Source organism: Pseudomonas sp. ML2-2023-3, assembly GCF_037055275.1.
Lineage (GTDB): Bacteria > Pseudomonadota > Gammaproteobacteria > Pseudomonadales > Pseudomonadaceae > Aquipseudomonas.
In genome coordinates this window covers 3,033,107-3,056,175 of sequence record NZ_CP146343.1, presented here as the reverse complement: position 1 = coordinate 3,056,175, position 23,069 = coordinate 3,033,107, and the positions used below count along the sequence as shown (strand labels likewise).

The window sequence follows — 23,069 nt, the reverse complement described above, 5'->3', positions numbered from 1 at the left end:
GTTGAAGAGACGGCGATCTGATTTTTCAACCCATAGCGCCAAAAAACGCCCTCTCCGGGGAGCAAAACGCCAACGGCGCTGTATCCGGCCAAGAAAAGGTGCAGGCGCAGCCACCGCACAGGCCTTCACCCGGCCAGAGAACGGCTTCGCTTGACCCGGTACATCTCGCCATCGGCATGGCTGAGCAGCGTATCGGCATCCACCCCGTCTGCCGGATAAAAGGCCACGCCGATACTGCAGGACGGCATGTACATCCCGCCAAACTCGGCGCCCAGCGGCTGCGCCATGACCGCGTTGATCTGTGCGACTTTATCGAGCACGACGTCCTGCGAGCCAATATCCGTCAACAGGACCGTGAACTCATCGCCGCCCATCCGAGCCACGGTGTCCGTCTCGCGCACGCAGCTCTCCAGCCGTCGAGCCGCCATGCACAACACACGATCGCCCATGGCATGCCCGTAAATGTCATTGATGCCCTTGAAGTCATTCATGTCCACGAACAGCAGGGCCAGAGTGCTTTTGCGCCGGTTCGCCGCCCGCAGGGCCAGGTCCAGCCGATCATTGAACAGCGAGCGGTTGGTCAGCTTTGTCAGCGGATCATGATGGGCAAGGAAGCGCAATTCATCTTCGGCGTCCCTGAGGGCCGTCACGTCCCGCGCAACGCCGATGCGCGCGCCCACATCCTCGGACCAAAAGGCAGCCCAGAGGATATGCACGATGCTTCCATCCTTGCGGATGTAGCGGTTGCGAAAATCAACGTGAGCCTGGCCGTTCATGACCCGGGCAATAGAGGCCCGAGTGGTCGTCAGATCCTCAGGATGCATGTAGTCCGTAATGACGGTTCCGGTCAGTTCCTCGGCAAAGTAGCCGAGCAGCGCCTCGCAGGCATTACTGACAAATGCAATCCGGTTGTCCCTGTCGACCACAAAAACCGTGTCCAGCATCAAATGAATCAGCTTGGGGTAGAGAGCGTCCAGGTCAACGGGCATAGGGTTGTGCGTCCGGTAAATAGCGCATTTTGATCATAGAGTGATGGCAATGTAATGGCAAAACATTCCCTTTTCCTGACCCAAGAACTGGACGGGTGGAACGGGCGCCCGCTGTTACCGGGCAAATCAGCGCACCCACTTTACTTGTATACAATCTATTTAAATTCTGGTTACATAAATCCGCGCCTACGACCCCGGCAGTCGCCGGTGCGTACTGCGACGGTTAATAACCATGCAACCTCCACAGCGGCTCGAACCCATCGAGCGTCATCCAGACATGTCATTCAACACGCACACCGATGCTTGCCTGAGCCATCACGGAAGAGGAAAACCCATGCCCAAAACTTTACTGGTCAAAAACGCAGATCTTTTGGTGACAATGGATGGTGAACGTCGGGAGATCAGGCGCGGTGGCCTGTTCATCGAAGGCAACCTGATCAGGCAGGTCGGTCCTACCGACACCCTGCCCCAACATGCCGACGTGATTCTGGACATGGCCGGCAAAGTGGTGATCCCGGGGCTGGTCAATACCCACCACCACATGTACCAGAGCCTGACCCGTGTAGTACCGGCGGCGCAGGACGGCGAATTGTTCAACTGGCTGACAAACTTGTATACAATCTGGGCGCGACTGACGCCTGAAATGATCGCCGTTTCGACCCAAACCGCGATGGCCGAACTGATTTTGTCCGGCTGCACCACATCCAGTGACCATCTCTACATCTACCCCAACGGCTGCAAGCTCGACGACAGCATCCATGCAGCGGCAGAGATTGGCATGCGCTTTCACGCTGCCCGCGGCAGCATGAGTGTGGGCCAAAGCCTGGGCGGTCTGCCGCCCGACTCGGTGGTGGAAAAAGAAAGCGACATTCTCAAGGACTCCCAGCGCCTGATCGAGGACTACCACGACGCCCGTCATGGCTCGATGCTGCGCATGGTCGTGGCGCCCTGCTCACCTTTTTCAGTGAGCCGCGACCTGATGCGCGAATCAGCCGTTCTTGCGCGCCAGTACGGTGTGTCGCTGCACACGCACCTTGCGGAGAACATCAACGACATCGCCTACAGCCGCGAGAAGTTCGGCATGACTCCTGCCCAATACGTCGAAGACCTGGGCTGGGTCGGCCCCGACGTGTGGCACGCCCACTGTGTGCAACTGGATCAGCACGGCATCGAACTGTTCGCCCGCACCGGTACCGGGGTCGCCCACTGCCCGTGCTCGAACATGCGACTGGGTTCGGGGATCGCACCGATCCGCACGATGCGCGACCACGGCGTATCAGTGGGCCTGGGCGTCGACGGTTCGGCCTCCAACGATGGCGCCAGCATGATCGGCGAAGTACGCCAGGCGCTGCTGTTGCAGCGTGTCGGTTTTGGCCCTGACGCGATGTCCGCCCGCGAGGCGCTGGAGATCGCAACACTGGGCGGCGCCAAAGTACTCAACCGCAATGACATTGGTGCCCTGGCCCCCGGCATGGTGGCGGACTTCGTGGCCTTCGACCTTGGCCACCTGGCCTATGCCGGCGCCCTTCACGATCCACTGGCTGCCCTGGTGTTCTGCACCCCGACCCACGTCGACACCAGCGTGATCAATGGTCGGGTGGTGGTAAAGGACGGCCACCTCACCACCGTCGACCTGCCCCGGGTGCTGGAGCGCCACAACCAGTTGGCCCGCCAGTTGGTCAGCGGCGAATGATCCGTTCAAACCGTTGCGCTCTGCACTGAGGGCAACGACGGGCCGCGACTGAGCCCAACACTCGTCGAATGCGACTGAGAACGTGCTGTTAGACGCATCTAAAATAACAAAAGCGAGCTACTCACCATGACTTCTTCCGCTTCATCTCGTCCAGAGGACGAAAACCTCGGTATTGGCGCCAACCTGGCCTACGGACTTCAGCATGTGCTGACCATGTACGGAGGCATCATCGCTGTCCCCCTGATCATCGGTCAGGCTGCCGGCCTTTCTTCAGCCGATGTTGGCCTGCTGATCGCCGCATCGCTGTTCGCCGGAGGCCTGGCCACCTTGCTGCAAACCCTTGGCATTCCCTTCTTCGGCTGTCGCCTGCCGCTGGTTCAGGGGGTGTCCTTCGCCGGTGTCGCAACCATGGTGGCCATTATCGGCAGCGACGGGGCTGGCGGGCTGCCTGTGGTGTTCGGGGCGGTGATTGTGGCGTCGTTGGTGGGCTTGCTGATCACGCCGTTGTTTTCGAGCATCATCAAGTACTTTCCGCCGCTGGTGACGGGTATCGTCATCGTCACCATCGGCCTGACCCTGATGCCTGTCACGGCCCGCTGGGCCATGGGTGGCAACAGTCAGGCCGCAGACTTTGGCAGCACGGCCAACATCGGCCTGGCGGCATTCACGCTGGTGACCGTACTGCTGCTGAGCAAGCTGGGGAGCGCCAGTATTTCTCGCCTGTCGATTCTGCTGGCGATCGTCATCGGCACCCTGGTCGCATGGGCCTTTGGCATGACCGACTTCTCCAATGTGCTGGAAGGCTCGCTGGTCGCACTGCCCGAAGTCCTGCACTACGGCATGCCTGAGTTCAGGCTTGCCGCCATCCTGTCGATGCTGATCGTGATCATCGTGACCATGGTCGAAACCTCCGCGGACATCCTCGCCGTCGGAGAGATCATCGAAACCAAGGTCGACTCGAAACGCCTCGGCAACGGCCTGCGGGCGGACATGATCTCCAGCGCCCTGGCGCCACTGTTTGGCTCCTTCACTCAGAGTGCCTTTGCGCAAAACGTTGGCCTGGTAGCCGTCACCGGCGTGAAAAGCCGCTACGTGGTGGCGACGGCGGGGTTGATCCTGGTGACGCTGGGCCTGCTGCCGGTCATGGGCAGACTGGTGGCGGCCGTACCCACTGCCGTCCTCGGTGGTGCTGGCCTGGTACTGTTCGGCACCGTCGCGGCCAGCGGCATCCGCACCCTGGCCCAGGTGGATTACCGCAACAACATGAACCTGATCATCGTGGCGACATCAATCGGCTTCGGCATGATCCCGATTGCGGCGCCCAACTTCTATCACCACTTCCCGACGTGGTTCGAGACCATTTTCCACTCCGGCATCAGCTCGGCAGCGATCATGGCCATCCTGCTCAACCTGCTGTTCAACCACCTGCGGGCCGGTAACTCCGACCAACAGTCGGTATTCGTCGCCGCCAGCGATCGCATCCTGCACTCACGGGATATCAGCCGGCTCAACGACGGTGACGTGTTCCGCGATGGCAAGCTGTTCGACTGCAACGGCAAGGAAGTGCCGATTGTGGAGACCGACGAGCACCATGAGCACGCCTCGTCACCCCGTAAAAAGCACTTCGAGCAAGAACACTGATCAACCTTGAACCCAGGAAATCGGCATAAAGATTTCCTGTCGCTTTAATACGGGCGTTGCTGAGAAAGGATCAGCACGCCCGTACCGCCCGCCTTCTCAGCAGCCGCTCAGCGCCACCTGCCGACGCTCGCCTTCAAAGAACAATGGCCGCAGGCGCACGCCCACGCTATTGCCGATGAACGCAGCCACGAGCCACACCCAGCCATGCAGGCTGCCCGACGCGATGCCACTGAAATACGCACCGATGTTGCAGCCGTAGGCCAGACGCGAACCATAACCGAGCAACAAGCCGCCGATCACCGCCGCCACCAGCGAGCGGGCCGGGATTTTCAGGCTGGGTGCGAAACGTCCGGCCAGACCTGCCGCCAAGAGCGCACCCAGGACAATGCCCATGTTCATGACGCTGGTGACGTCTTCCCAGACAGGCGCGGCCAGGGCTTTGGCATTGCCCGGCATCTGCCAGAACGCCCAGCTGCCGACATCGACGCCCAACCCGCTCGCGGCCTTGGCGCCCCACAGTGCAAAGGCCGACGTAATACCCCAGGGCCGCCCGGCCAGGGCCAGCGTGGCGTAATTGAGCAACGCCAGGCCGATCGCCCCCCACACCAACGGCCACGGCCCCCGCAAGAAGCGGCGCAGCCCCTGATGTTCGCTGCTAACGCCCTCTTCCAGCGTGCCATGACGGCTCTTTTCCAGGCGCACCGTCACCGCAGCAATGACTGCGAACACGGCCAGACTCAAGAGCAAAGCCGGAACCACGCCAAAGCTCTTGACGATGGAAACGGGTGCAAACGAGGGCAGCGCAAACCACCAATCAACATGGTGAGTGGCAATCAGGGAGCCGCAGATAAAGAACAACAGCGTGACCAGCATTCGCGCATTGCCACCACCGACGGTGAACAGGGTCCCGGACGCACACCCGCCGCCCAGTTGCATGCCGATCCCGAAAATGAATGCGCCGAACACCACCGAAATCCCGACAGGCGCCACCAGACCGACCACCGGCTGGCCAAACAAAGTGCCAGCTCCCAGCGCGGGGAAAAACAGCACCACCGCCACAGCGAGCATCACCATTTGCGCACGCAAACCTGCGCCGCGCCGATCATTGATAAACACCCGCCATGCCGAAGTAAATCCGAAGGCCGCGTGATAGAGCGTCAAACCCAGAGCAGCCCCGACGACCAGCAACAGAACCTGGCGCGAGCCGACACTGTTTTGCAGGAACGCTGCGCCAAACAACAAAAGGAAAAAAGCCACCAGTGGCGCGACCGGCTTGCGCGCAGGAGACATGGAAAGAGAACGGCTCATGAGAAATCTCGATACCCAGGGAAGTGATGAATTGCGAAGGTGCCGAGTATAAACCTGCGCGGCGGGCAATTGCTGTGTAGCCGGTGTAGTCGCTGACGAGGAACGAAGGCTGCGATAGGCGTCATGATGTTTTACGACTGCTGCGTCGCAGTGGCGCACCAAACCGGACGCAGCCTCGCACGGCTCGTCAGCGGCTACAGCGTTCGTCACCCATCCCGCGTGTAGTCGCTGACGAGGAACGAAGGCTGCGATCGAGCGCGAAGCGGTCGCAAAACCGGCACGCGCGGTATCCCTGATTAACCGTGGAAGCTGACTTTACGACTGCTGCGCAGCCGATCGCAGCCTCGCACGGCTCGTCAGCGACTACAGATTCTTCACCCATCCCGCGTGTCGATCGAGCGCGAAGCGGCTACACCTACATCCCCAACCAGTTCGGCAACGCCAGTGAAACAAACGGCACATACGTCACCAGCACCAGGAACGCCAGCATCACCAGCAGCCACGGCGATACCGCTCGCACCACGCGGGTCAGCGGCATGCCCGTCACCGCCGAGGTGACAAACAGGTTAAGCCCGGTCGGCGGTGTGATCAGCCCGATTTCCATGTTCACCACCATGATGATGCCAAGGTGGATCGGGTCGATGCCCAGTTGCATCGCAATCGGAAACAGAATCGGCGCAAGGATCAGGATGATCGCGGACGGCTCCATAAAGGTGCCCGCAACCAGCAGCACGACGTTGACCACCAGCAGGAACTCAATCGGCGTAAAACCCTGCTCCACCACCCAGGCCGTGATCGACTGCGGGATCTGCTCGGTAGTCAGTACGTGGGCGAACAGCATGGCGTTGGCGATGATGAACATCAGCACCACACTCAGCTTGCCCGCTTCGATAATCACTTTCGGGCATTGCCGTACGGTCATGTCCTTGTAGATGAAGATGGCCACGAACGCGGCATAGACGGCGGCCACGGCAGCCGCTTCGGTCGGTGTGAACATGCCCGAGTAGATACCGCCCAGAATGATCACGATCAGCATCAGGCCCCAACCGGCCCTTCGGCCCGCGACCATGATTTCCTTGAACGTGGCCCGTGGCAGCGATGGCATGTCTTTCACGCGGGCCATGATGTAGATGGTGATCATCAATACAAGGCCCAGCAACAGCCCCGGCACAACGCCTGCCATGAACAGCTTGCCCACCGATGTCTCGGTCGCGGTGGCGTACACCACCATGACAATCGACGGTGGAATCAGAATGCCCAGGGTGCCCGCGTTGCACACAATACCGGCGGCAAAGTCTTGCTTGTAGCCGGAACGCACCATGCCCGCGATGACGATCGAACCCACCGCAGCCACCGTGGCCGGCGACGAACCGCTCAGGGCGGCAAACAGCATGCAGGCAAGGATCGCTGCGATGGCCAGGCCACCCTTGATGTGACCGACGCAAGCGTTGGCGAAGTCGATCAGGCGACGGGCTACGCCACCGCTGGTCATGAATGCGCCAGACAGCAGAAAGAACGGAATGGCCAGCAGTGTGTAGTGCTCGCTGGTTTCAAACAGTTTGATCGCCAGGGAACGCACCGAGTCGTTGCTGAAGAACAGGATGGTCATGGCCCCGGACAAACCCAGGGAAATCGCCACCGGAATGCCAATGAACATCAGCACGAACAGGGCGACAAAAAGGAAGGTAATGGTCATTGGTCGGTCCCCTGCTTGTCGTTTTCCGCCAGCTTGACGGCGTCATCCAGCTCACTGTGCAAGCCCAGTCCCTGCTGCTTGCCTTGGGCGATACGGATGAAAATCTGCAGGAAACGAACGAACATCAGGGCAAAACCGATGGGTACGATCATTACGATTTGCCATTGGGCAATGCCGAATCGGTCCAGGTCTTCGGCACTGGTCCCCACTTGATACAACGTGGCAACCCACTGCTCGCTGGAGTAGGCCATCAAGGCGCAGTAACCCAGGCAGATGGCCACGGCGAGCAAGGCCACGCGGCGCTGGTTGGCAGGATTGAACTGGCGCACCAGCAAGTCGACACCTATGTGCGCGCCAATCCGCACGCCCCAGGCCAGGCCGACAAAAATCAGCCAGCCGAACATCGCCTTGGTCAGCGCCACGCTCCAGGTCATCTCCTGGGCGATGTACAAAATACCGTCGCCGATGCTGAGCATGGCTTCGTTGCCAAATGGAAGCGAATCCCCCAGCGAGTAGAAAATGCCGTAGAGGTTGTTGAACACCACATAGGAAAATGTGACCAGGGTCATTCCTGCAAGCAGGAACGCCACCAGCATTTCTTCCGCGTGGTTCCAGACACGAACAACTGCGTGCATGGGTTATCTCCCTTGAAAAAGCGGTCGCAAAGCGACACATGGAACCGATGCAAGCGCGGGCGACCCCACCCGGGGTCGCCAACGACATACAAGGCCTTAGCTGCTTTGGTTGGCTTTTTCGGCGGCTTCGATCACATCCGGGCCGATGGCGCTTTCGAACTTCTTCCACACCGGGCGCATGGCTTCACGCCACTGCTCCCGTTGTTGCGGGGTCAGGCTGATGATTTCGCTGTTGCCAAAATCGACGATTTTCTGCCGTGAGGCCTGGTTCAGCACCTCTGCCTGCTTGTTCACCTCCACCGTGACCTCGGCCATGACCTCATCCAGGGTGCTGCGCACATCCGGTGGCAGGCTGTTCCAGAACTTGGTGTTGGTGATCACCATGTAGTCGATCGCGCCATGATTGGACTCGGTGAAGAACTTCTGCACCTCATACACTTTCTGGCTCTCGTAGTTCGACCAGGTGTTCTCGGTGCCATTGACCACCCCGGTCTGCAAGCCCTGGTAGACCTCGGCAAAGCTCATCTTGCGCGGCGCGGCGCGCAGGGCCTTGAACTGTTCATCGAGCACGGCGGAGGCCTGTACGCGGAACTTCAACCCCCGGGCATCCTTGGGTTCCTGCAGGGCCTTGTTGGCGGACAACTGCTTCATGCCGTTGTGCCAGTAACCCAGGCCGGTAATGCCCTTGCCTTCCATGGATGTGAGCAGGGCCTGGCCTTGCGGGCTTTGCTGGAAGCGGTCAACCGCATGGATATCATCGAAGAGAAATGGCAGGTCGAAGATCTGGATCGGCTTGGAGTAGTGCTCGAACTTGGCCAGCGACGGCGCAGCAGTTGCACGTCCCCCAGCAACAGCGCTTCCATTTCCTTGCCGTCACCAAACAGCGAGGAGTTCGGGTAGACCTCGACCTTGACCTGCCCTGGCAGGCGCTCCTCGGCCAGCTTCTTGAACAGCAGCGCGCCCTGCCCCTTGGGGGTGTGTTCGGCGACGACGTGGGCGAACTTGATACTGATGGGATCGGCCGCGCCCGCATGACCGGTCAATAGTGGAAGTGCGCAGGCCAAAGCCATAAGGGTGTGCTTGAACATGGGTACATACCTCTTGTTGTTATAAGTTTGGTAGTGCCTGGTGTTGCCTTCGTGCGGTTTGTGTCAGACAGGCGCAGCCCCTGCCCGCCGCACGATTCGTCGTGAATGCTCGATCACCGGCGCATCGACCATCTGCCCGTCAACCACGAACACCCCGCCTGCGGACTCAACCGCAGCCAGAATCCGCCGGGCCCGGTCCAGCTCTTCAGCCCCCGGCATGTAGGTGTCGTGAATCAAAGCAACCTGACTGGGATGGATGCACAGCAGGCCGCCAAATCCCATGTCCCGGGCATCGGCAGCCATTCGGGCCATGCCCTCGATGTTTTTGATATCCGGAAAAACGCTGTCCAGCGGCGGCGCCAGTTGCACCAGTCGGCTGTGCAGCAAAATGGCATAGCGGGCCTGGTCGAGCATGCGCTGCGCTGCGGCGCTCGTGCTGTTCAAGCCCAAGTCCAGGCCAAGGTCCAGGGCACCGAACGTCAGTCGTTCAACCCCCGCTGCCCGGGCGATGGCTTTTATTTCAAGCAAGCCCCTGGCGCTTTCGATGATCGGCCAGACGGGCTTGGCGCAAGCCGCCGCCAATTCGACCTGCACGGCGCTCTCTGCCTTGGGCAGCAATACCGCCACCACACCGGGCTGGCGACGGCACAGGTCCAGATCAGCCGCCTGTTGTTCATGCTGCGGCGCATTGATGCGAACCAGCACCCGAGCGTCGGGATTGGCCTCCAGAAACGCCTCCAGATTGGCCCGCGCCTGCACCTTCAGGTGTTCCGCCACGGCGTCCTCAAGGTCGACGATGACCGCATCGGCGCTGCTTGCCAGCGCCTTGGCAATACGCTCGGGGCGAGTGGCGGGTACAAACAGCGCTGATCGAATGACTGTTTTATTCATGGCAATGCTCCGTACGGCAGTCTGAGGCGAGGGCCTCACACTGCTCCTTGTTGGTGGAGTCTCTGGATGTCCGCGGCGCCATAGCCCAGTTCGCCAAGCAGGCTGTCGGTGTGCTCGCCCAGGCGCGGCACAGCATCCATTCGCGGTTCAAAAGCGACGTTGCGCCCCGGTGGCAGCAGTGCGGGCAACTTGCCGACCGGACTGTCCACCTCGCGCCAGCGGTCACGGGCCTGGAGTTGCGGATGGGCCCACACCCCGGCCATGTCGTTGACATGGGCATTGGCAATCGACGCCCCGTCGAGCCGTGCGATGACTTCATCGGCGCTCAGGCGGGCAAATTCGTCAACGATGATGGCCCGCAACTCGGCACGATTGTCCGAGCGCCGCGCGTTGGCATTAAAGCGTACGTCGGCCGCCAACCCCGGCTGCAGCAACACCTTGTCGCAGAACTGTTGCCATTCACGCTCGTTCTGCAGGCCGAGCATCACCGTACCGCCGTCCCCCGCAGGGAACGGTCCGTAGGGGTAGATTGTGGCGTGGGCGGCCCCGGCCCGCGGAGGCGGTGCCGCGCCGTCGTAGGCGTAATACATCGGGTAATTCATCCACTCCACCAGGCTTTCCAGCATCGACACATCGATGCGGCTGCCCTCCCCGGTCTTGTCCCGCAACAGCAGGGCCGAAAGCACGCCGGTGTAGGCGTACATGCCCGCCGCGATATCGGCAATGGAGCAACCGGCTTTGGCCATGTCGTTTTCCCCCGGCCCGCCGGTGACGGACAAAAAGCCGCCTTCGCTCTGGATCAGCAAGTCGTAAGCCTTTTTCTGCTCGTAGGGCCCGCCCTCGCCGTAGCCGGAGATATCGCAGACGATCAACCTGGGAAAACGCTCATGCAGGGCTTCGAACGACAACCCCATACGCTGGGCTGCGCCCGGCGCCAGGTTCTGCACCAGCACATCGGCCGTGGCCAGCAGCTTGTCGAGAACCTCTCCCGCGTCCGGCTGCTTGACGTTCAGGGTCAGGCTTTCCTTGGAGCGGTTGGTCCACACGAAATGCGAGGCCAGGCCATTGACCCGCTCGTCATAGTCACGGGCAAAGTCACCGGAGCCGGGGCGTTCGATCTTGATCACCCGAGCGCCCAGGTCAGCCAGCTGACGGGTGCAAAACGGCGCCGCGATGGCGTGTTCCAGACTCACAACAGTGATGCCGTCCAGCGGGCGGGGTTTGAATGCCGTGTCGTTCATGATGCAGTCCCTGCAGGTGCGGCAGTGCGGGTCAGCACGTCCAGGTTGTCCAGATGGCGCAGGTGCCAGACCAGCTCCACAACCCCCGTCGCCTGCTCGTCACTGCACGCTCCCGAGAAGGCCAGCAGGCGGCGAAACTTGTCCTCCAGCTCGGCGCGGCTCAGGGTGTTGCCCGGATCGCCCTTGGGCTCATCGATGCTGCCGGACACGGTCCGGCCCTGCACCGTCGTCACCTCCACACGGCCCAGCCAGCGCTGCGGGTAGGCGCCGTCAACATGCTCGTCCAGCACCATGCTTACCTTGTCGCGAAACGCCCCGATGCGTGGATCGGTCAACGCGTGTTGATGAAATTCGGGCAATCCAGCCTTGCCGTAAACGGCGATCAGGCCCAGCACCGTGCCCATTGAGAATTTGGCCTGGTGAACGGTCTCTGGCACCTGCACGCGCCCCAACACGTCGATGGCGCCCTGATGCACTCGGGTGATCACGCTGGCAATGTCTTCAGCCCGCAGATTCTCGCGCTGCATCACCTCCAGCAGGGCATCCGCCGCCGGGTGCGTGTGGCGGCACGAGGCGTGAAACTTGAACGAGGTTTCAATCAGGGCCCAACGGCTGCCCAGGCTGTCGGACAGGCATGCTGGATTGGCGTCGCTGGACATTCCTGCGGCCATGCCCTGCTCGCCTTCGAGAATATTTTTAGCGCCACTCAGGCCCTCGGCGGTGAGGTAGGCCGCCAACAGGCCGTCGGCCGCCGCCTTGGCGGTATGCAGCTGTTTGGAGTCTGCCGCATCACGCAGAAACTCCCACAGGCCCGCCGCCTGAGTGCCCGCAGTGCCGAGCAGGTGGGTGAACTGCTCCTGATTGAAGTCCATCAACTTGCCCACCCCCACTGCCGCCGCCAGGGTGCCGACCGTGGCCGTGGTGTGGAAGATGCGGTAATGCGAACGACCGAGGAATTCACCAATACGAATGCCGGCTTCATAACCGGCCACGGCGGCCACGATCAGGTCGCGGCCCGTTTTACCCAGATCCTGGGCAGCAGCCAGCACCGCCGCAAATACCACCGTCGCCGGATGCAGCACGGAGCTGTTGTGCAGGTCGTCCTGCTCCACCAGGTGTGAGCTGGCGCCATTGATCAGCGCGGCGAAATACGCGGAGCTGGTCTTGCCACTGACCAGGATCGTGGCCGGTCCGCTGGCCGGGCCCATCATTGCGCCATAGCGCTCGAATAACGGGATGGGGTGCGAGCCCTGGCTGGCCAGGGCCGAGCCCAGCCAGTCGAGAAACAGGTCTTCGGTACGGCTGATCACGGCTTCGGGCAACTGCTCGTAGCGCAGGCCGGCCAAAAACCCGGTGAGCGCTTGTGTGTGCTGACTCATTCAGCGTGCTCCATGGCATTCGAAAGTTCGATCAGGTTGAGGTCCGGATCAAGCAGGTAAATCGAGCGGATCGGTCCCCGGGCACCTGTACGCATGACCGGGCCTTCCAATATCTTCACGCCCTGGGCGTGCAACTGCTCGATGACGACGTCCAGTCGGTCTTTGACGATGAAGCACACGTCGGCCGACCCCGGCAGTGGATGCGTAGCCTTGGGTTCGAACTCGGCACCGGCCTGGTGCAGGTTGATTTTCTGCTGACCAAACGACAGGGCATGGCGCCCCTGGCCAAACACTACCGGCTGCATACCCAGCACACGGCTGTAGAAATCCAGACTCCTGGGAATATCACGTACCGTCAGTACCAGATGGTCGAGATGGCTGATCTGCATGCTTAATCTCCGTTAAGGCTCCAGATGTAAATTCGGGTGAATGCTTAGAAAGAACGCGGCAACTCAAGCAGGTGCTCGGCCACGTAGGACAGGATCAGGTTGGTGGAGATGGGCGCCACCTGATACAGACGGGTCTCGCGAAACTTGCGCTCGACGTCGTATTCATTGGCAAAACCGAAACCGCCGTGGGTCTGCAGGCAGGTGTTGGCTGCTTCCCAACTGGCCTTGGCCGCGAGGTACTTGGCCATGTTGGCCGCAGCCCCGGCACTGCGCCCGCTGTCGTACTCCTCGCACGCACGCCAGCGCATCAGGTCCGCGGCCTCAAGCTCGATGTAGGCCTCGGCAATCGGGAACTGCACGCCCTGGTTCTGCCCGATCGGACGGCCGAACACCTCACGCTCACGGGCGTACTGCGCAGACTTTTCATTGAACCAGCGGCCATCGCCAATGCACTCGGCAGCGATCAGGGTGCGTTCGGCATTGAGCCCGTCGAGAATGTAGCGAAAGCCCTTGCCCTCTTCGCCGATCAGGCTGCTGGCGGGGATGTGCAGGTTGTCGAAGAACAGCTCGTTGGTTTCGTGATTGACCATGTTGGCAATCGGTTGCACGGTCAGGCCGTTGCCGATGGCTTCGCGCAAATCCACCAGGAAGATCGACATGCCGTCGACTTTTTTCTGCACGTCGGCCAGCGGCGTGGTGCGGGCTAACAGGATCATCAGGTCGGAATGCTGTACCCGCGAAATCCAGACCTTCTGGCCGTTGATCACGTAGGAGTCGCCCTGGCGAACGGCCGTGGTCTTGATCTTGGTGGTGTCGGTGCCGGTGGTGGGCTCGGTCACGGCCATCGATTGCAGGCGCAGCTCACCGCTGGCCAGCTTGGGCAGGTAATAGCTTTTTTGCGCTTCACTGCCGTGGCGCAGCAAAGTGAACATGTTGTACATCTGGCCATGCACGGTGCCGGAGTTACCGCCGCAGTGGTTCACTTCTTCCAGAATGATCGACGCTTCGGCCAGCCCCAGGCCCGAGCCGCCGTACTGTTCAGGGATCATCGCCGACAGCCAGCCGGCCTCGGTCATGGCAGCCACAAACGCTTCAGGAAAGCCCTTTTCTTCGTCAATCCTGCGCCAGTACTGCGCGGGAAACTCGGCACACAGGGCGCGCACACCCTCGCGAATAGCGTTGTAGTCTTCGTTCAGATACGGATTCATTGCAGATCCTTATTGTCATTATTCAGTCGAAGGTCACTTCGCTCTTTTGGGCAATACCTTCAGCATTGCCCACCCACAACTCAGCCCTGCCCGCCGCGGCAATGCGACCGCTCACGTCAAAGGGATGAGGCGCAATCAATGGGCGCAGGCCGCGATAAGCGAAGCGGCGCAGCCGTGCATCGGGATTGGCCCGGCAGAACGCGCGCACACTGAGCGTGGCCATCAGCGGGCCGTGAACCACCAGCCCCGGGTAGCCCTCGACCTCGGTCGCATAGGGCCAGTCGTAGTGGATGCGGTGCCCATTGAAGGTCACGGCCGAATAACGGAACAACAAGGTGGGAGTAGGCGTGACGGACTCCTGCCAGGCGCCTTCGGGCATCGGGTCGCCGCTCGCCAGCTTGGGGGGCGTCGGCTCGCGGTAGACGATGTCCTGTTCTTCACGGATCGCCAGCTGGCCGTCTTGAAAGTAGTCATGCTGCACCGTGACAAACAGCAGAGCGCCGGTCTTGCCGTGTTTTTCCTGGACATCGGTGATGGTGGAGAGGCGCGTCGCCTGAGCGCCCACCTTCAGCGGGATGTGGAATTCGATACGCCCGCCCGCCCACATGCGGTTGCGGTTATCGGCGGGTGGCAGGAAGCCCCCGCGTGCCGGATGGCCATCGCCACCCAGCTCCCCCGGCGCCACTGCGCTCTGGAAAAAACACCACTGCCACAATGGCGGCAGCGGCTCACCGGCCAGTGGCGCCTGCTCGCCGAAGGTCGCGGCGATGCGGGTAACCAGGTTAAGGCTCAGACAGTCATGGCACTCTTCAGTGCGACCGATCCAGGCAGACAGTGCGTTATCGCTCATCGGTGATTGCCCCGTGGCTTGTTATTTTGACCATGATTGCCAAAAGCACAGCGATCTGTGAATCTGCGTTTCGGTAAGGGGGCGTTCGGTTTTGCTTAACGCCGCAGCCACACAGCAGCATTCATGCCCTGGGGAAATCTGCCATGCACTTTGATCTCGTCGACCTGCGCCTGTTTATCCATATCGCCGAATCCCCCAGCATGACCCAGGGTGCGCGCAAGGCATTCATCTCCCCGGCAGCCGCAAGCGCCCGGATCAAAAGCCTGGAAGAAAACCTCTCCAGCCGCCTGCTCTACCGTGACAGTCGGGGCGTTGAACTCACACCTGCGGGGGAACTGTTCCTGCACCATGCCCGCGTGATCATGCGGCAGGTGGACTACCTGAAAAGCGAGTTCACCGAGTACGGCACCGAGTCCTCGGGGCATATCAGGATCTTTGCCAACACCACGGCGGCCACGGAGTTCTTGCCCGAAATCCTTGCAGGCTTTCTCGCCGAACGCCCGGGGGTGACGGTTGACCTGCAGGAGCGGTTGAGCCGCGACATTGTTCGGGGCGTGCTGGAGGGCTCGACGGACATGGGCATCATTGCCGGCCCGGTCGAGGCCGACAGTTTGCAGGTCATACACTTCAGTACTGACCAGCTGGTACTGGTCACGCCCCTCGACCATCCCCTGGCCGGGCGCACATCCATCAAGCTGGCGGAGACCCTGGCCTATGCGCACATCGGTTTGCACGAAGGCACCACCCTGCTGCGTTTCTTGAGCGAACAGGTGGCCCTGCACGGCAATACGCTGAACATGCGGATCAAGGTCTACAGCTTTGAAGCGATGTGCCGGATGGTCGAAGCGGGCGTGGGCCTGGCCATCCTGCCGGAGTCTTCGGCCCGTCGACATCAACAGACCATGGGCCTGTCAGTCATCGAGCTCGACGAGCCCTGGCGCGTGCGGGAGCGAAGCATTCTGGTCCGTGATCTTGAGGCTCTGCCAAAGGTCATCCGCAGCTTGATAGATAGGTTGCTGGCGCAAAACGAGGGTTCTGCCCAGCCTCTGAATCCGTCCGATCACCCCGCTCCCACACCGGCTTAACGAAACTGAAACCAGGTAGTTTTCAGCTGCGTGTACTTGTCAAACGAGTGCAGCGACAGATCGCGCCCGAAACCGGACTGCTTGCCTCCGCCAAAGGGAACCGCCACATCCAGAGCGTCGACGGTATTGACCGACACCGTACCGGCATTCAGGGCACAGGCCACACGGTGGGCACGATTCAGGTCATCGCTCCACACCGACGCCGCCAGGCCGTAAATGCTGTCGTTGGCTTGGGCCACGGCCTCCTCTTCAGTATCAAAGGCGCTGACGGCCAGGACGGGACCAAACACCTCTTCACGGGAAATGCTCATGGCGCTGTTCACGTTGGCGAATATCGTCGGCTGGATAAAGTTTGAAGAGCCATTGATGGTCAGTTGTTCACCTCCGCTCAACAGCGTGGCACCACCCGCAGTGGCCTGGCCGATGGCTTTCATGATGCGGGCTGTTTGCTCGCTGTCGACGATGGCGCCCGAAGCGCTTCCCGGGTTCAGGGGATCACCGGGCAACCAGGCGCGGGACTTGCTGATCAGGCGCTCGACGAATTCGTCGTGGATGGAGCGCTGCACGTATAGCCGGGAGTTGGCCGAGCACACTTCACCCTGATTGAAGAAAATGCCGAAGGCGGCTTTTTCCGCAGCCAGGTCCAGATCCTGGCAGTCTTCGAACACCAGGTTCGGGCTCTTGCCACCGCACTCCAGCCAGACCTGCTTGAGGTTGGACTGCGCGGCATACTGCATGAAGTACTTGCCGACCTGGGTGGAACCGGTGAACACCAGGCAATCAACGTCGGGATGCAAGCCGAGGGCCTTGCCGGCGCTCTCGCCCAGGCCGGGCACCACGTTCAGCACACCTTCCGGGATACCGGCCTCCAAGGCGAGCTGGGCCAGGCGCAACGCAGAAAATGGCGATTGCTCCGCCGGTTTCAGCACCACGCTGTTGCCGGCAGCCAATGCGGGGGCCAGTTTCCAGGCGGCCATGTCCAGCGGAAAATTCCACGGCACCACCGCGGCAACAACCCCCAGCGCTTCCCGGGTGATGGTGGCCAGTGCGTTGTGAGCCGTAGGTGCGACCTGATCATAGACCTTGTCGAGGGCTTCGCCGTACCAGGCAAAAACGTGTGCGGCGCCGGGTACATCCACGTTGTAGGCATCCATCACCGGCTTGCCCATGTTCAGCGAATCCAGCAGCGCCAGCTCTTCGCGGTGGGCCATCAGCAGCCCGGACAACTTGATCAGGATTTTCTTGCGCTCCCCCGGGGCCATGCGCCGCCAAGGGCCTGTGTTGAAGGCGCGCCGTGCTGAGCGCACTGCCAGGTTGACTTCTTGTTCGCCGCACGCGGCGACACGGGCCAGCAATTGATTGGTCGCCGGGTTGATGGCGTCGAAGGTCGCTCCGGACATCGAACTCACTGGCTGGCCGTCGATCAGCGCGGTGTCAATGAAGGTTTGGCGGGCAACACGCTGCTGCCAGTAGTCAAGGTTGAACATGTCAGTACTCCCAAGTGGATGTTTTTGTAGTTATTCCGCGATTTTCAAATCCGGCATGCCCACCCGGAACCCCCGGGTGACGCCCAGCAGACACAGGAGCCCCAGGCCCATCCAGCACAGACCAATGAGGAACGACATGCTCGAAAGGCTCGTCCACAACCAGAGGGTGCTGAGGAACCCCAGCCCCGGCAGCACGGCGTACATCAGGTAGTTGCGGCGTCCGCGCAGCTTCTGATCAATCAGGTAATGCTTGATCACTGCCAGATTCACCGCCGAGAACGCGAACAGCGCGCCAAAGCTGATCATGTTGGCGACGGTATCCAGGGTGATGAACAGGGCAATCAGAGAGAACAGACTGACCAAGATGATCGCGTTGGCAGGCACCCGTTTTTTCGAGACCAGCTTGCCGAGTACGCGGGGCAATGCTCCGTCCCGTCCCATTGCAAACAGCACGCGGGAGACACTGGCCTGGGACACCATTGCCGAGGCGAAACAGCCCGCCACATAGGTTGCGGTAAACGCAGTCACCAGCAGTTCGCCACCGACGCGACGCATCACGTCCACCGACGCCGAATCCGGGTCGGCGAAGCTGTTCCATTCCGGAAAAACCATTTGGGCACAATACGAAACCACCAGAAACAGCAGCCCTCCGACCAACGACACCACCATGATGGCGAGCGGGATCGTACGTTTGGGGTCAGGGGTTTCTTCGGCCATGGTCGACACCGCATCGAAGCCCAGAAATGACAGGCACAGCACGGCTGCCCCCGTCATGATCAACGGCACGCTGAAGCCTTCATGGTGGAAAGGTTCGAGCAGCGAAAGCGGTTCGGAACGCCCGCTCAGGGTGTTCACTGACAACGCCACGAACACCACGATGAAGACCAGTTGGGCAACGATCAGTATCCAGTTGACCCGGGTGATGGACTCGATACCCACCAGGTTGAGTACCGTCACCAGGGCAATGGAGCCGAGCACCCACACCGCGGTCGGAATGGCGGGAAAGTACTCGGACATGTAGATGCCGATCAGCAAATAGCTGAGCAACGGCAGGAAGATGTAGTCCAGCAATAACGTCCAGCCGGCAAGAAAGCCGAAATAGGCACCAAATGCCTTGCGCGTATAGGTGTAGACCGATCCTGAATAGGGGTGCGCCTGAACCATGCGTCCATAGCTGTAGGCGGTCAGCAGCATGGCCGCGAGCGTCAACAGGTAGGCGGTCGGCAGGTGCCCCTTGGTCATCTGGGTGACCAGGCCGTAGGTGGTAAACACCGCCAGCGGGACCATGTAGGCCAGGCCGAAAAGAACCAGTCCGACAAGGCCCAGCGGTTGTCGAAACCTGCGGGCCGACGTTGCGCTGGAGGGGGAATGATGGGAGGGAGTATCGGCCACGTTTGTTATTGTATTCATTGCTGACTCCTGGAAATTGGAATGCAGGGCGCCGCGGCATTCGATGAAATCGATACCGTTAGTGAATCATTCGTTGAAAGTGGTGATGTGCACGCAGGGCAATGTAACGATGTCGCCCACCACCCCGGATGCGGGGTGGTGGGCCGATCACTTCACAGTTTTCCCGCGATCCGTGCGGTGCGGTCTACTGCAATGCGGGTCTTCTCGACCAGCTCGTCCAGCTCGCCTCGGGTTGCTACCAGGGCGGGCGCCATGATCATGCGGCCCAGTGTCGAGCGAATGATGACGCCCTCTTCAAAACCAAAGGTGCGGCACTGCCAGGCCAGGTCGTTTTCATTGTCGAAGCGTTTGCGCGTGCTCTTGTCCTCGGCGAACTGCAAGGCCGCGAGCAAGCCCGTGCCCTGGATCTCGCCGATCATCGGGTGATGGGCGAACACTTCGCGCAGGATCTGTTGCAGGTATGGCCCGGTGTCTTCCTTCACCGTGCGTACGATGCCTTCATCACGCAGCGCCTTGAGGTTGGCCAGCGCCACCGCTGCCGCGACCGGGTGCCCGGAGTAGGTCAGGCCGTGGGCGAAGACCCCGCCCTGCTCCACCAGCGCATCGGCAATGCGCTTGCTCAGAACCAGGCCGCCCATCGGTATGTAACCGGAGGTCAGGCCCTTGGCGATCGACAGGGTGTCTGGCTCAAAACCGAAGTACTCGTGAGCAAACCACTCGCCGGTGCGACCAAAGCCACCAATCACCTCATCGGCGCAGAGCAGTACATCGTACTGGCGACAGATGCGTTGAATCTCGGGCCAGTAGCTTTCTGGTGGGAAAATCATCCCGCCCGCGCCCTGGAACGGTTCCGCGATAAAGCCCGCGACGTTTTCGGCGCCCAGTTCGAGGATCTTTTCTTCCAGTTGCAGGGCACAGCGACGACCGAACTCAGCTGGGGTCAACTCGCCGCCCTGGGCGTACCAATACGGCTCATCGATATGGGCGACGTCGGGAATCATGCCCCCCATTTCGTGCATGAACTTCATGCCGCCCAGCGCAGAAGCCGCGAGGGTGGAACCGTGGTAGCCATTCCAGCGGCCGATCATGATTTTTTTCTGCGGCTTGCCGACCACTTGCCAGTAGCGGCGCACGGTACGGATCAGCACTTCGTTGGCTTCGGAACCGGAGTTGGTGTAGATCACGTGACTGTAGTGACCCGGCAGCAGGCTGAACAGCAACTCGGACAGTTCGATCACCGCCGGATGGGTGGTGTGAAAGAACATGTTGTAGTACGACAGCTGGTCCATCTGCGCGGCGGCAGCGGCGGTCAAGTCCTTGCGACCATAGCCGAGCTGGGTGCACCACAGCCCCGACATGCCGTCCAGGTAGCGCTTGCCTTCGCTGTCCCATAGATACAGGCCCTTGCCCCGCACCATCACTCGCGGGCCTTCGGCATTCAGGGCTTTTTGATCCACAAAGGCGTGGATGTGGTGGGCCGCGTCAGCCTGCTGGTAATCTTCGGTCTGGCGCTTCAACTCGAATGGTAAATTCATGGTTTTCTCTTTTTGTTGGGAGTCACACAAGGGCAAGCGCACCGCTCAGCGGTTCTTGCTCATGTAGCTTTCAAGGGGGTCTTTGCTGAGCACCCCCTGGGCTTCTGCCAGGGAATCGATAAACAGGGAAAACAGTTCCGATTGCGTACCGATATCCAGCTTGCTGTAGATGTTCTTGCGGTGGGACTTGATGGTGTCTTCCGTGACCCCAAGGCGTTCGGCCAGAGAACGTGTGGAGTGGCCGCGCAAGATCAGCTGGGCAATCCGGCATTCGCGCTCGGTCAGCAGCGACGAGCCAAAGTTGTTCAGGGCCGAATGGATTCGCTGTTCCAGCAGGTTTTCGAAGCGCGATCCCCGGGCATCCAGACCGACGAAATGCTTGCCCAGCACCGCCAGCACCCAGGGCGCTATCCGCTTGAACTGCTGGGTGGTGGTTGCGTCCAGTTTTTGCGTAAACGCCAGTGACACCGACAGGCTCAGCCCGGCACTGGACTGAAGGATGTAGTTCAACTCATCTTCCAGATGGGAGTGACGGTAAAACGACTGGAAGTATTCGCCGAGTTCGAAGTGATCGGGGGCAACATCCTCAAGGTTGTAACACCCTGAACTGACGCCTTCGATGCAGGCCCCGTAGAACGGGTCCAGCAAATAGAACCCGGACAGGTACTGGCGCACATTGCCTTGTGGCAACCAGGGGCCTTCCAGTTCGAACAACGCACTGGGCATGCCCCCGTGGGGGTACAGGTACAACGTGGTCGCCTGAATGGGCCAGATACATCCCAGGGCTTCGAACAACGTAGCGGTGAAGCCCGCTTGCCCGATGCTCTCGGTCACTCTGGCCATCTGTTCGAACCATTGCGCAGATGAAAGCCGGTCGTTTTCCACTTCAAAGACTCGCCGAAAGTACGGTTGAGTACGACACCACGTCACTGGCGCCAAGGAGTGGAGTGATACTCCCACACCCTGAAAATCATCGAAATCACCCGTTAGGGTGAGGAGCCTGGCCACCCCGGCCTGGCCACGGTCAAGGCGTCAGCCCGTCTGGCACAAGGGTCCTGAGCACCGTGTACATACCCTTTTTCGCGTTGATACAGGGGCAATATTGAGTAATCAGGGCGAGAACTTCTGCATTCAATTTTTATGCTCACTTCCCAGCTTAATAATATTTTATTTAAAACTGCCCTCCCCCTAGCCTTGAAGTCATGCACGAACTGAATCCAACTGCATTACGCAAGGACAGAGACATGACGGTAGCGATAACAAAAATAGACACCCTGGTGGTGGGAGCCGGTCAGGCTGGCGTGGCCATGAGTGAGCACCTGAGCAAGCAAGGTGTGCCGCACCTAGTTCTGGAGCGCAGTCGTATTGCCGAACGCTGGCGCACCGGGCGCTGGGATTCGCTGGTGGCCAACGGACCTGCCTGGCATGACCGGTTTCCGGGTATGGCATTCGATGACGTCGCCGACGATGGCTTTGCGCCAAAAGAGCGGGTGGCGGATTACTTTGAAGCCTATGCACGCAAGTTCAATGCGCCGATCCGTACCGGCGTTGACGTACTGTCTGTAACCCGCAATATCGGGCGCCCGGGCTTTACCGTGCACACCAGCGAAGGCGTGATCGAAGCCAACCGCGTGGTGGCGGCGACCGGGCCATTCCAGAAACCGGTGATACCGGCGATTGCACCTCAAGACACCGCGTTGCATCAGATTCACTCCGCCGACTATCGCAACCCTTCGCAGCTGCCGGCTGGCGCCGTTCTGGTGGTGGGCGCGGGTTCTTCCGGCGTGCAGATCGCCGATGAATTGCAACGCTCCGGTCGCCAGGTGTACCTGTCTGTCGGTGCCCACGACCGCCCGCCCCGCGCCTATCGCAACCGCGATTTTTGCTGGTGGCTGGGTGTGCTGGGCGAGTGGGATCAGGCGGCGATGAAGCCTGGCCGCGAGCACGTGACCATTGCGGTAAGCGGCGCGCAGGGCGGCAAAACCATTGATTTTCGCGAGTTGGCCCAGCAAGGCATGACGCTGGTTGGCCTGACCCAATCGTTCAATGGCAGCGTCGCCCGTTTCCAGCCCAACCTGCTGGAAAACCTGGCCCGCGGTGATGAGAACTACCTGGCCCTGCTGGATGCGGCCGATGCCTATGTAGAGCGCAACGGCCTGGACTTGCCTGCGGAACCGCAAGCCCGTCGCGTGTTTGCTGATGCGCCGTGCATCAAGAACCCGATCCTGGAACTGGATCTGGCCACGGCGGGTATCACGTCGATCATCTGGGCCACCGGGTTTGCCGTGGACTACAGCTGGTTGAAGGTCGATGCGTTCGACGCCACCGGCAAGCCCCAGCACCAGCGCGGCGTATCGAGCGAGTCCGGGATCTACTTCCTTGGCTTGCCGTGGCAGTCGCGTCGAGGCTCTTCGTTTATCTGGGGCGTCTGGCACGACGCCAAGCACGTGGCCGACCACATCGCCACCCAGCGCAAATACCTCGACTACCGCCAAGCCCCTGCCGTGGCTCGCCAACCGACTGTCAGCGCCTGATCACTTTTTT

18 protein-coding genes and 1 pseudogene are annotated in these 23,069 nt (G+C 60.8%); 4 read left to right on the top strand and 15 right to left on the bottom strand.

Going from position 1 to position 23,069, the window contains the following annotated elements:
• Positions 1-125: 125 nt before the first annotated feature.
• Complete coding sequence (locus V6P94_RS14100) at positions 126-989, bottom strand: diguanylate cyclase domain-containing protein (protein WP_133076910.1); 864 nt, start codon at positions 987-989, stop codon at positions 126-128.
• A 334-nt stretch (positions 990-1,323) separates the two neighbouring features.
• Between V6P94_RS14100 and V6P94_RS14095 the strand changes: the two genes are divergently transcribed.
• Positions 1,324-2,682 carry an 8-oxoguanine deaminase gene (locus V6P94_RS14095; protein ID WP_338647170.1) on the top strand — a complete coding sequence of 453 codons (1,359 nt, stop codon included), beginning with the start codon at positions 1,324-1,326 and terminating at the stop codon, positions 2,680-2,682.
• A gap of 126 nt (positions 2,683-2,808) precedes the next feature.
• Positions 2,809-4,323, top strand: a complete 1,515-nt coding sequence (locus tag V6P94_RS14090; RefSeq protein ID WP_133076912.1) for a solute carrier family 23 protein — start codon at positions 2,809-2,811, stop codon at positions 4,321-4,323.
• A gap of 96 nt (positions 4,324-4,419) precedes the next feature.
• On the opposite strand, the gene V6P94_RS14085 is transcribed toward V6P94_RS14090, so the two are convergent.
• The 10 genes and pseudogenes from V6P94_RS14085 to V6P94_RS14040 all read right to left on the bottom strand — a co-directional run bounded on the left by V6P94_RS14085 (position 4,420) and on the right by V6P94_RS14040 (position 15,008).
• Positions 4,420-5,631, bottom strand: a complete 1,212-nt coding sequence (locus tag V6P94_RS14085; protein WP_338647167.1) for a YeeE/YedE family protein — start codon at positions 5,629-5,631, stop codon at positions 4,420-4,422.
• 415 nt (positions 5,632-6,046) lie between these two features.
• The gene (gene dctM / locus V6P94_RS14080) at positions 6,047-7,327 is read right to left on the bottom strand and encodes a C4-dicarboxylate TRAP transporter large permease protein DctM (protein ID WP_133076914.1); all 1,281 of its coding nucleotides are present in this window, start codon (positions 7,325-7,327) and stop codon (positions 6,047-6,049) included.
• Entirely contained in the window at positions 7,324-7,962 is a 639-nt protein-coding gene (locus V6P94_RS14075; protein ID WP_133076915.1) for a TRAP transporter small permease subunit, read from the bottom strand. Before V6P94_RS14075 ends, dctM begins: the two co-directional genes overlap by 4 nt.
• Positions 7,963-8,058: 96 nt before the next feature.
• Positions 8,059-9,050 (bottom strand): annotated as a pseudogene (locus V6P94_RS14070) (TRAP transporter substrate-binding protein).
• Between the two features lie 63 nt (positions 9,051-9,113).
• Positions 9,114-9,941 (bottom strand): CoA ester lyase, encoded by an 828-nt coding sequence (locus V6P94_RS14065; protein WP_133076917.1) that lies wholly within the window; start codon positions 9,939-9,941, stop codon positions 9,114-9,116.
• Positions 9,942-9,976: 35 nt separating this feature from the next.
• Complete coding sequence (locus V6P94_RS14060) at positions 9,977-11,182, bottom strand: CoA transferase (RefSeq protein WP_133076918.1); 1,206 nt, start codon at positions 11,180-11,182, stop codon at positions 9,977-9,979.
• A complete protein-coding gene (locus tag V6P94_RS14055) occupies positions 11,179-12,561 on the bottom strand; it encodes an MmgE/PrpD family protein (RefSeq protein ID WP_133076919.1) in 1,383 nt (460 codons plus the stop codon). Before V6P94_RS14055 ends, V6P94_RS14060 begins: the two co-directional genes overlap by 4 nt.
• The gene (locus tag V6P94_RS14050) at positions 12,558-12,950 is read right to left on the bottom strand and encodes a VOC family protein (protein WP_133076920.1); all 393 of its coding nucleotides are present in this window, start codon (positions 12,948-12,950) and stop codon (positions 12,558-12,560) included. The genes V6P94_RS14055 and V6P94_RS14050 overlap by 4 nt, the downstream gene beginning before the upstream one ends.
• Positions 12,951-12,994: 44 nt before the next feature.
• Complete coding sequence (locus V6P94_RS14045; protein WP_133076921.1) at positions 12,995-14,158, bottom strand: acyl-CoA dehydrogenase family protein; 1,164 nt, start codon at positions 14,156-14,158, stop codon at positions 12,995-12,997.
• 22 nt (positions 14,159-14,180) lie between these two features.
• Positions 14,181-15,008, bottom strand: coding sequence for a MaoC family dehydratase N-terminal domain-containing protein (locus tag V6P94_RS14040; protein WP_326397971.1), 828 nt, complete (start codon positions 15,006-15,008; stop codon positions 14,181-14,183).
• A 143-nt stretch (positions 15,009-15,151) separates the two neighbouring features.
• Between V6P94_RS14040 and V6P94_RS14035 the strand changes: the two genes are divergently transcribed.
• Entirely contained in the window at positions 15,152-16,093 is a 942-nt protein-coding gene (locus V6P94_RS14035; RefSeq protein ID WP_133076923.1) for a LysR substrate-binding domain-containing protein, read from the top strand.
• Here V6P94_RS14035 and V6P94_RS14030 read toward each other — a convergent pair.
• The 4 genes from V6P94_RS14030 to V6P94_RS14015 form a co-directional block, all read right to left on the bottom strand.
• Positions 16,090-17,580: an aldehyde dehydrogenase gene (locus V6P94_RS14030; RefSeq protein WP_338647155.1), complete on the bottom strand. Its 1,491-nt coding sequence runs from the start codon at positions 17,578-17,580 to the stop codon at positions 16,090-16,092. The two genes, V6P94_RS14035 and V6P94_RS14030, sit on opposite strands and share 4 nt — an antisense overlap.
• Positions 17,581-17,610: 30 nt before the next feature.
• Positions 17,611-18,990 carry an APC family permease gene (locus V6P94_RS14025; protein ID WP_133076925.1) on the bottom strand — a complete coding sequence of 460 codons (1,380 nt, stop codon included), beginning with the start codon at positions 18,988-18,990 and terminating at the stop codon, positions 17,611-17,613.
• A 152-nt stretch (positions 18,991-19,142) separates the two neighbouring features.
• Positions 19,143-20,525, bottom strand: coding sequence for an aspartate aminotransferase family protein (locus tag V6P94_RS14020; protein WP_322149067.1), 1,383 nt, complete (start codon positions 20,523-20,525; stop codon positions 19,143-19,145).
• Between the two features lie 45 nt (positions 20,526-20,570).
• Entirely contained in the window at positions 20,571-21,368 is a 798-nt protein-coding gene (locus tag V6P94_RS14015; RefSeq protein ID WP_133076927.1) for a LuxR C-terminal-related transcriptional regulator, read from the bottom strand.
• Between the two features lie 359 nt (positions 21,369-21,727).
• Here V6P94_RS14015 and V6P94_RS14010 point away from each other — a divergent pair, with 359 nt between their 5' ends.
• Positions 21,728-23,059 (top strand): NAD(P)/FAD-dependent oxidoreductase, encoded by a 1,332-nt coding sequence (locus V6P94_RS14010; RefSeq protein WP_219263126.1) that lies wholly within the window; start codon positions 21,728-21,730, stop codon positions 23,057-23,059.
• The last annotated feature ends 10 nt before the right edge of the window (positions 23,060-23,069 follow it).

What these genes read in the sequence shown, in the direction of transcription:
- V6P94_RS14100 (WP_133076910.1), bottom strand. Translation starts at nt 989, where the DNA reads ATGCCCGTTGACCTGGACGCTCTCTACCCCAAGCTGATTCATTTGATG.
- V6P94_RS14095 (WP_338647170.1), top strand. Translation starts at nt 1,324, where the DNA reads ATGCCCAAAACTTTACTGGTCAAAAACGCAGATCTTTTGGTGACAATG.
- V6P94_RS14090 (WP_133076912.1), top strand. Translation starts at nt 2,809, where the DNA reads ATGACTTCTTCCGCTTCATCTCGTCCAGAGGACGAAAACCTCGGTATT.
- V6P94_RS14085 (WP_338647167.1), bottom strand. Translation starts at nt 5,631, where the DNA reads ATGAGCCGTTCTCTTTCCATGTCTCCTGCGCGCAAGCCGGTCGCGCCA.
- dctM (WP_133076914.1), bottom strand. Translation starts at nt 7,327, where the DNA reads ATGACCATTACCTTCCTTTTTGTCGCCCTGTTCGTGCTGATGTTCATT.
- V6P94_RS14075 (WP_133076915.1), bottom strand. Translation starts at nt 7,962, where the DNA reads ATGCACGCAGTTGTTCGTGTCTGGAACCACGCGGAAGAAATGCTGGTG.
- V6P94_RS14065 (WP_133076917.1), bottom strand. Translation starts at nt 9,941, where the DNA reads ATGAATAAAACAGTCATTCGATCAGCGCTGTTTGTACCCGCCACTCGC.
- V6P94_RS14060 (WP_133076918.1), bottom strand. Translation starts at nt 11,182, where the DNA reads ATGAACGACACGGCATTCAAACCCCGCCCGCTGGACGGCATCACTGTT.
- V6P94_RS14055 (WP_133076919.1), bottom strand. Translation starts at nt 12,561, where the DNA reads ATGAGTCAGCACACACAAGCGCTCACCGGGTTTTTGGCCGGCCTGCGC.
- V6P94_RS14050 (WP_133076920.1), bottom strand. Translation starts at nt 12,950, where the DNA reads ATGCAGATCAGCCATCTCGACCATCTGGTACTGACGGTACGTGATATT.
- V6P94_RS14045 (WP_133076921.1), bottom strand. Translation starts at nt 14,158, where the DNA reads ATGAATCCGTATCTGAACGAAGACTACAACGCTATTCGCGAGGGTGTG.
- V6P94_RS14040 (WP_326397971.1), bottom strand. Translation starts at nt 15,008, where the DNA reads ATGAGCGATAACGCACTGTCTGCCTGGATCGGTCGCACTGAAGAGTGC.
- V6P94_RS14035 (WP_133076923.1), top strand. Translation starts at nt 15,152, where the DNA reads ATGCACTTTGATCTCGTCGACCTGCGCCTGTTTATCCATATCGCCGAA.
- V6P94_RS14030 (WP_338647155.1), bottom strand. Translation starts at nt 17,580, where the DNA reads ATGTTCAACCTTGACTACTGGCAGCAGCGTGTTGCCCGCCAAACCTTC.
- V6P94_RS14025 (WP_133076925.1), bottom strand. Translation starts at nt 18,990, where the DNA reads ATGAATACAATAACAAACGTGGCCGATACTCCCTCCCATCATTCCCCC.
- V6P94_RS14020 (WP_322149067.1), bottom strand. Translation starts at nt 20,525, where the DNA reads ATGAATTTACCATTCGAGTTGAAGCGCCAGACCGAAGATTACCAGCAG.
- V6P94_RS14015 (WP_133076927.1), bottom strand. Translation starts at nt 21,368, where the DNA reads ATGGCCAGAGTGACCGAGAGCATCGGGCAAGCGGGCTTCACCGCTACG.
- V6P94_RS14010 (WP_219263126.1), top strand. Translation starts at nt 21,728, where the DNA reads ATGCACGAACTGAATCCAACTGCATTACGCAAGGACAGAGACATGACG.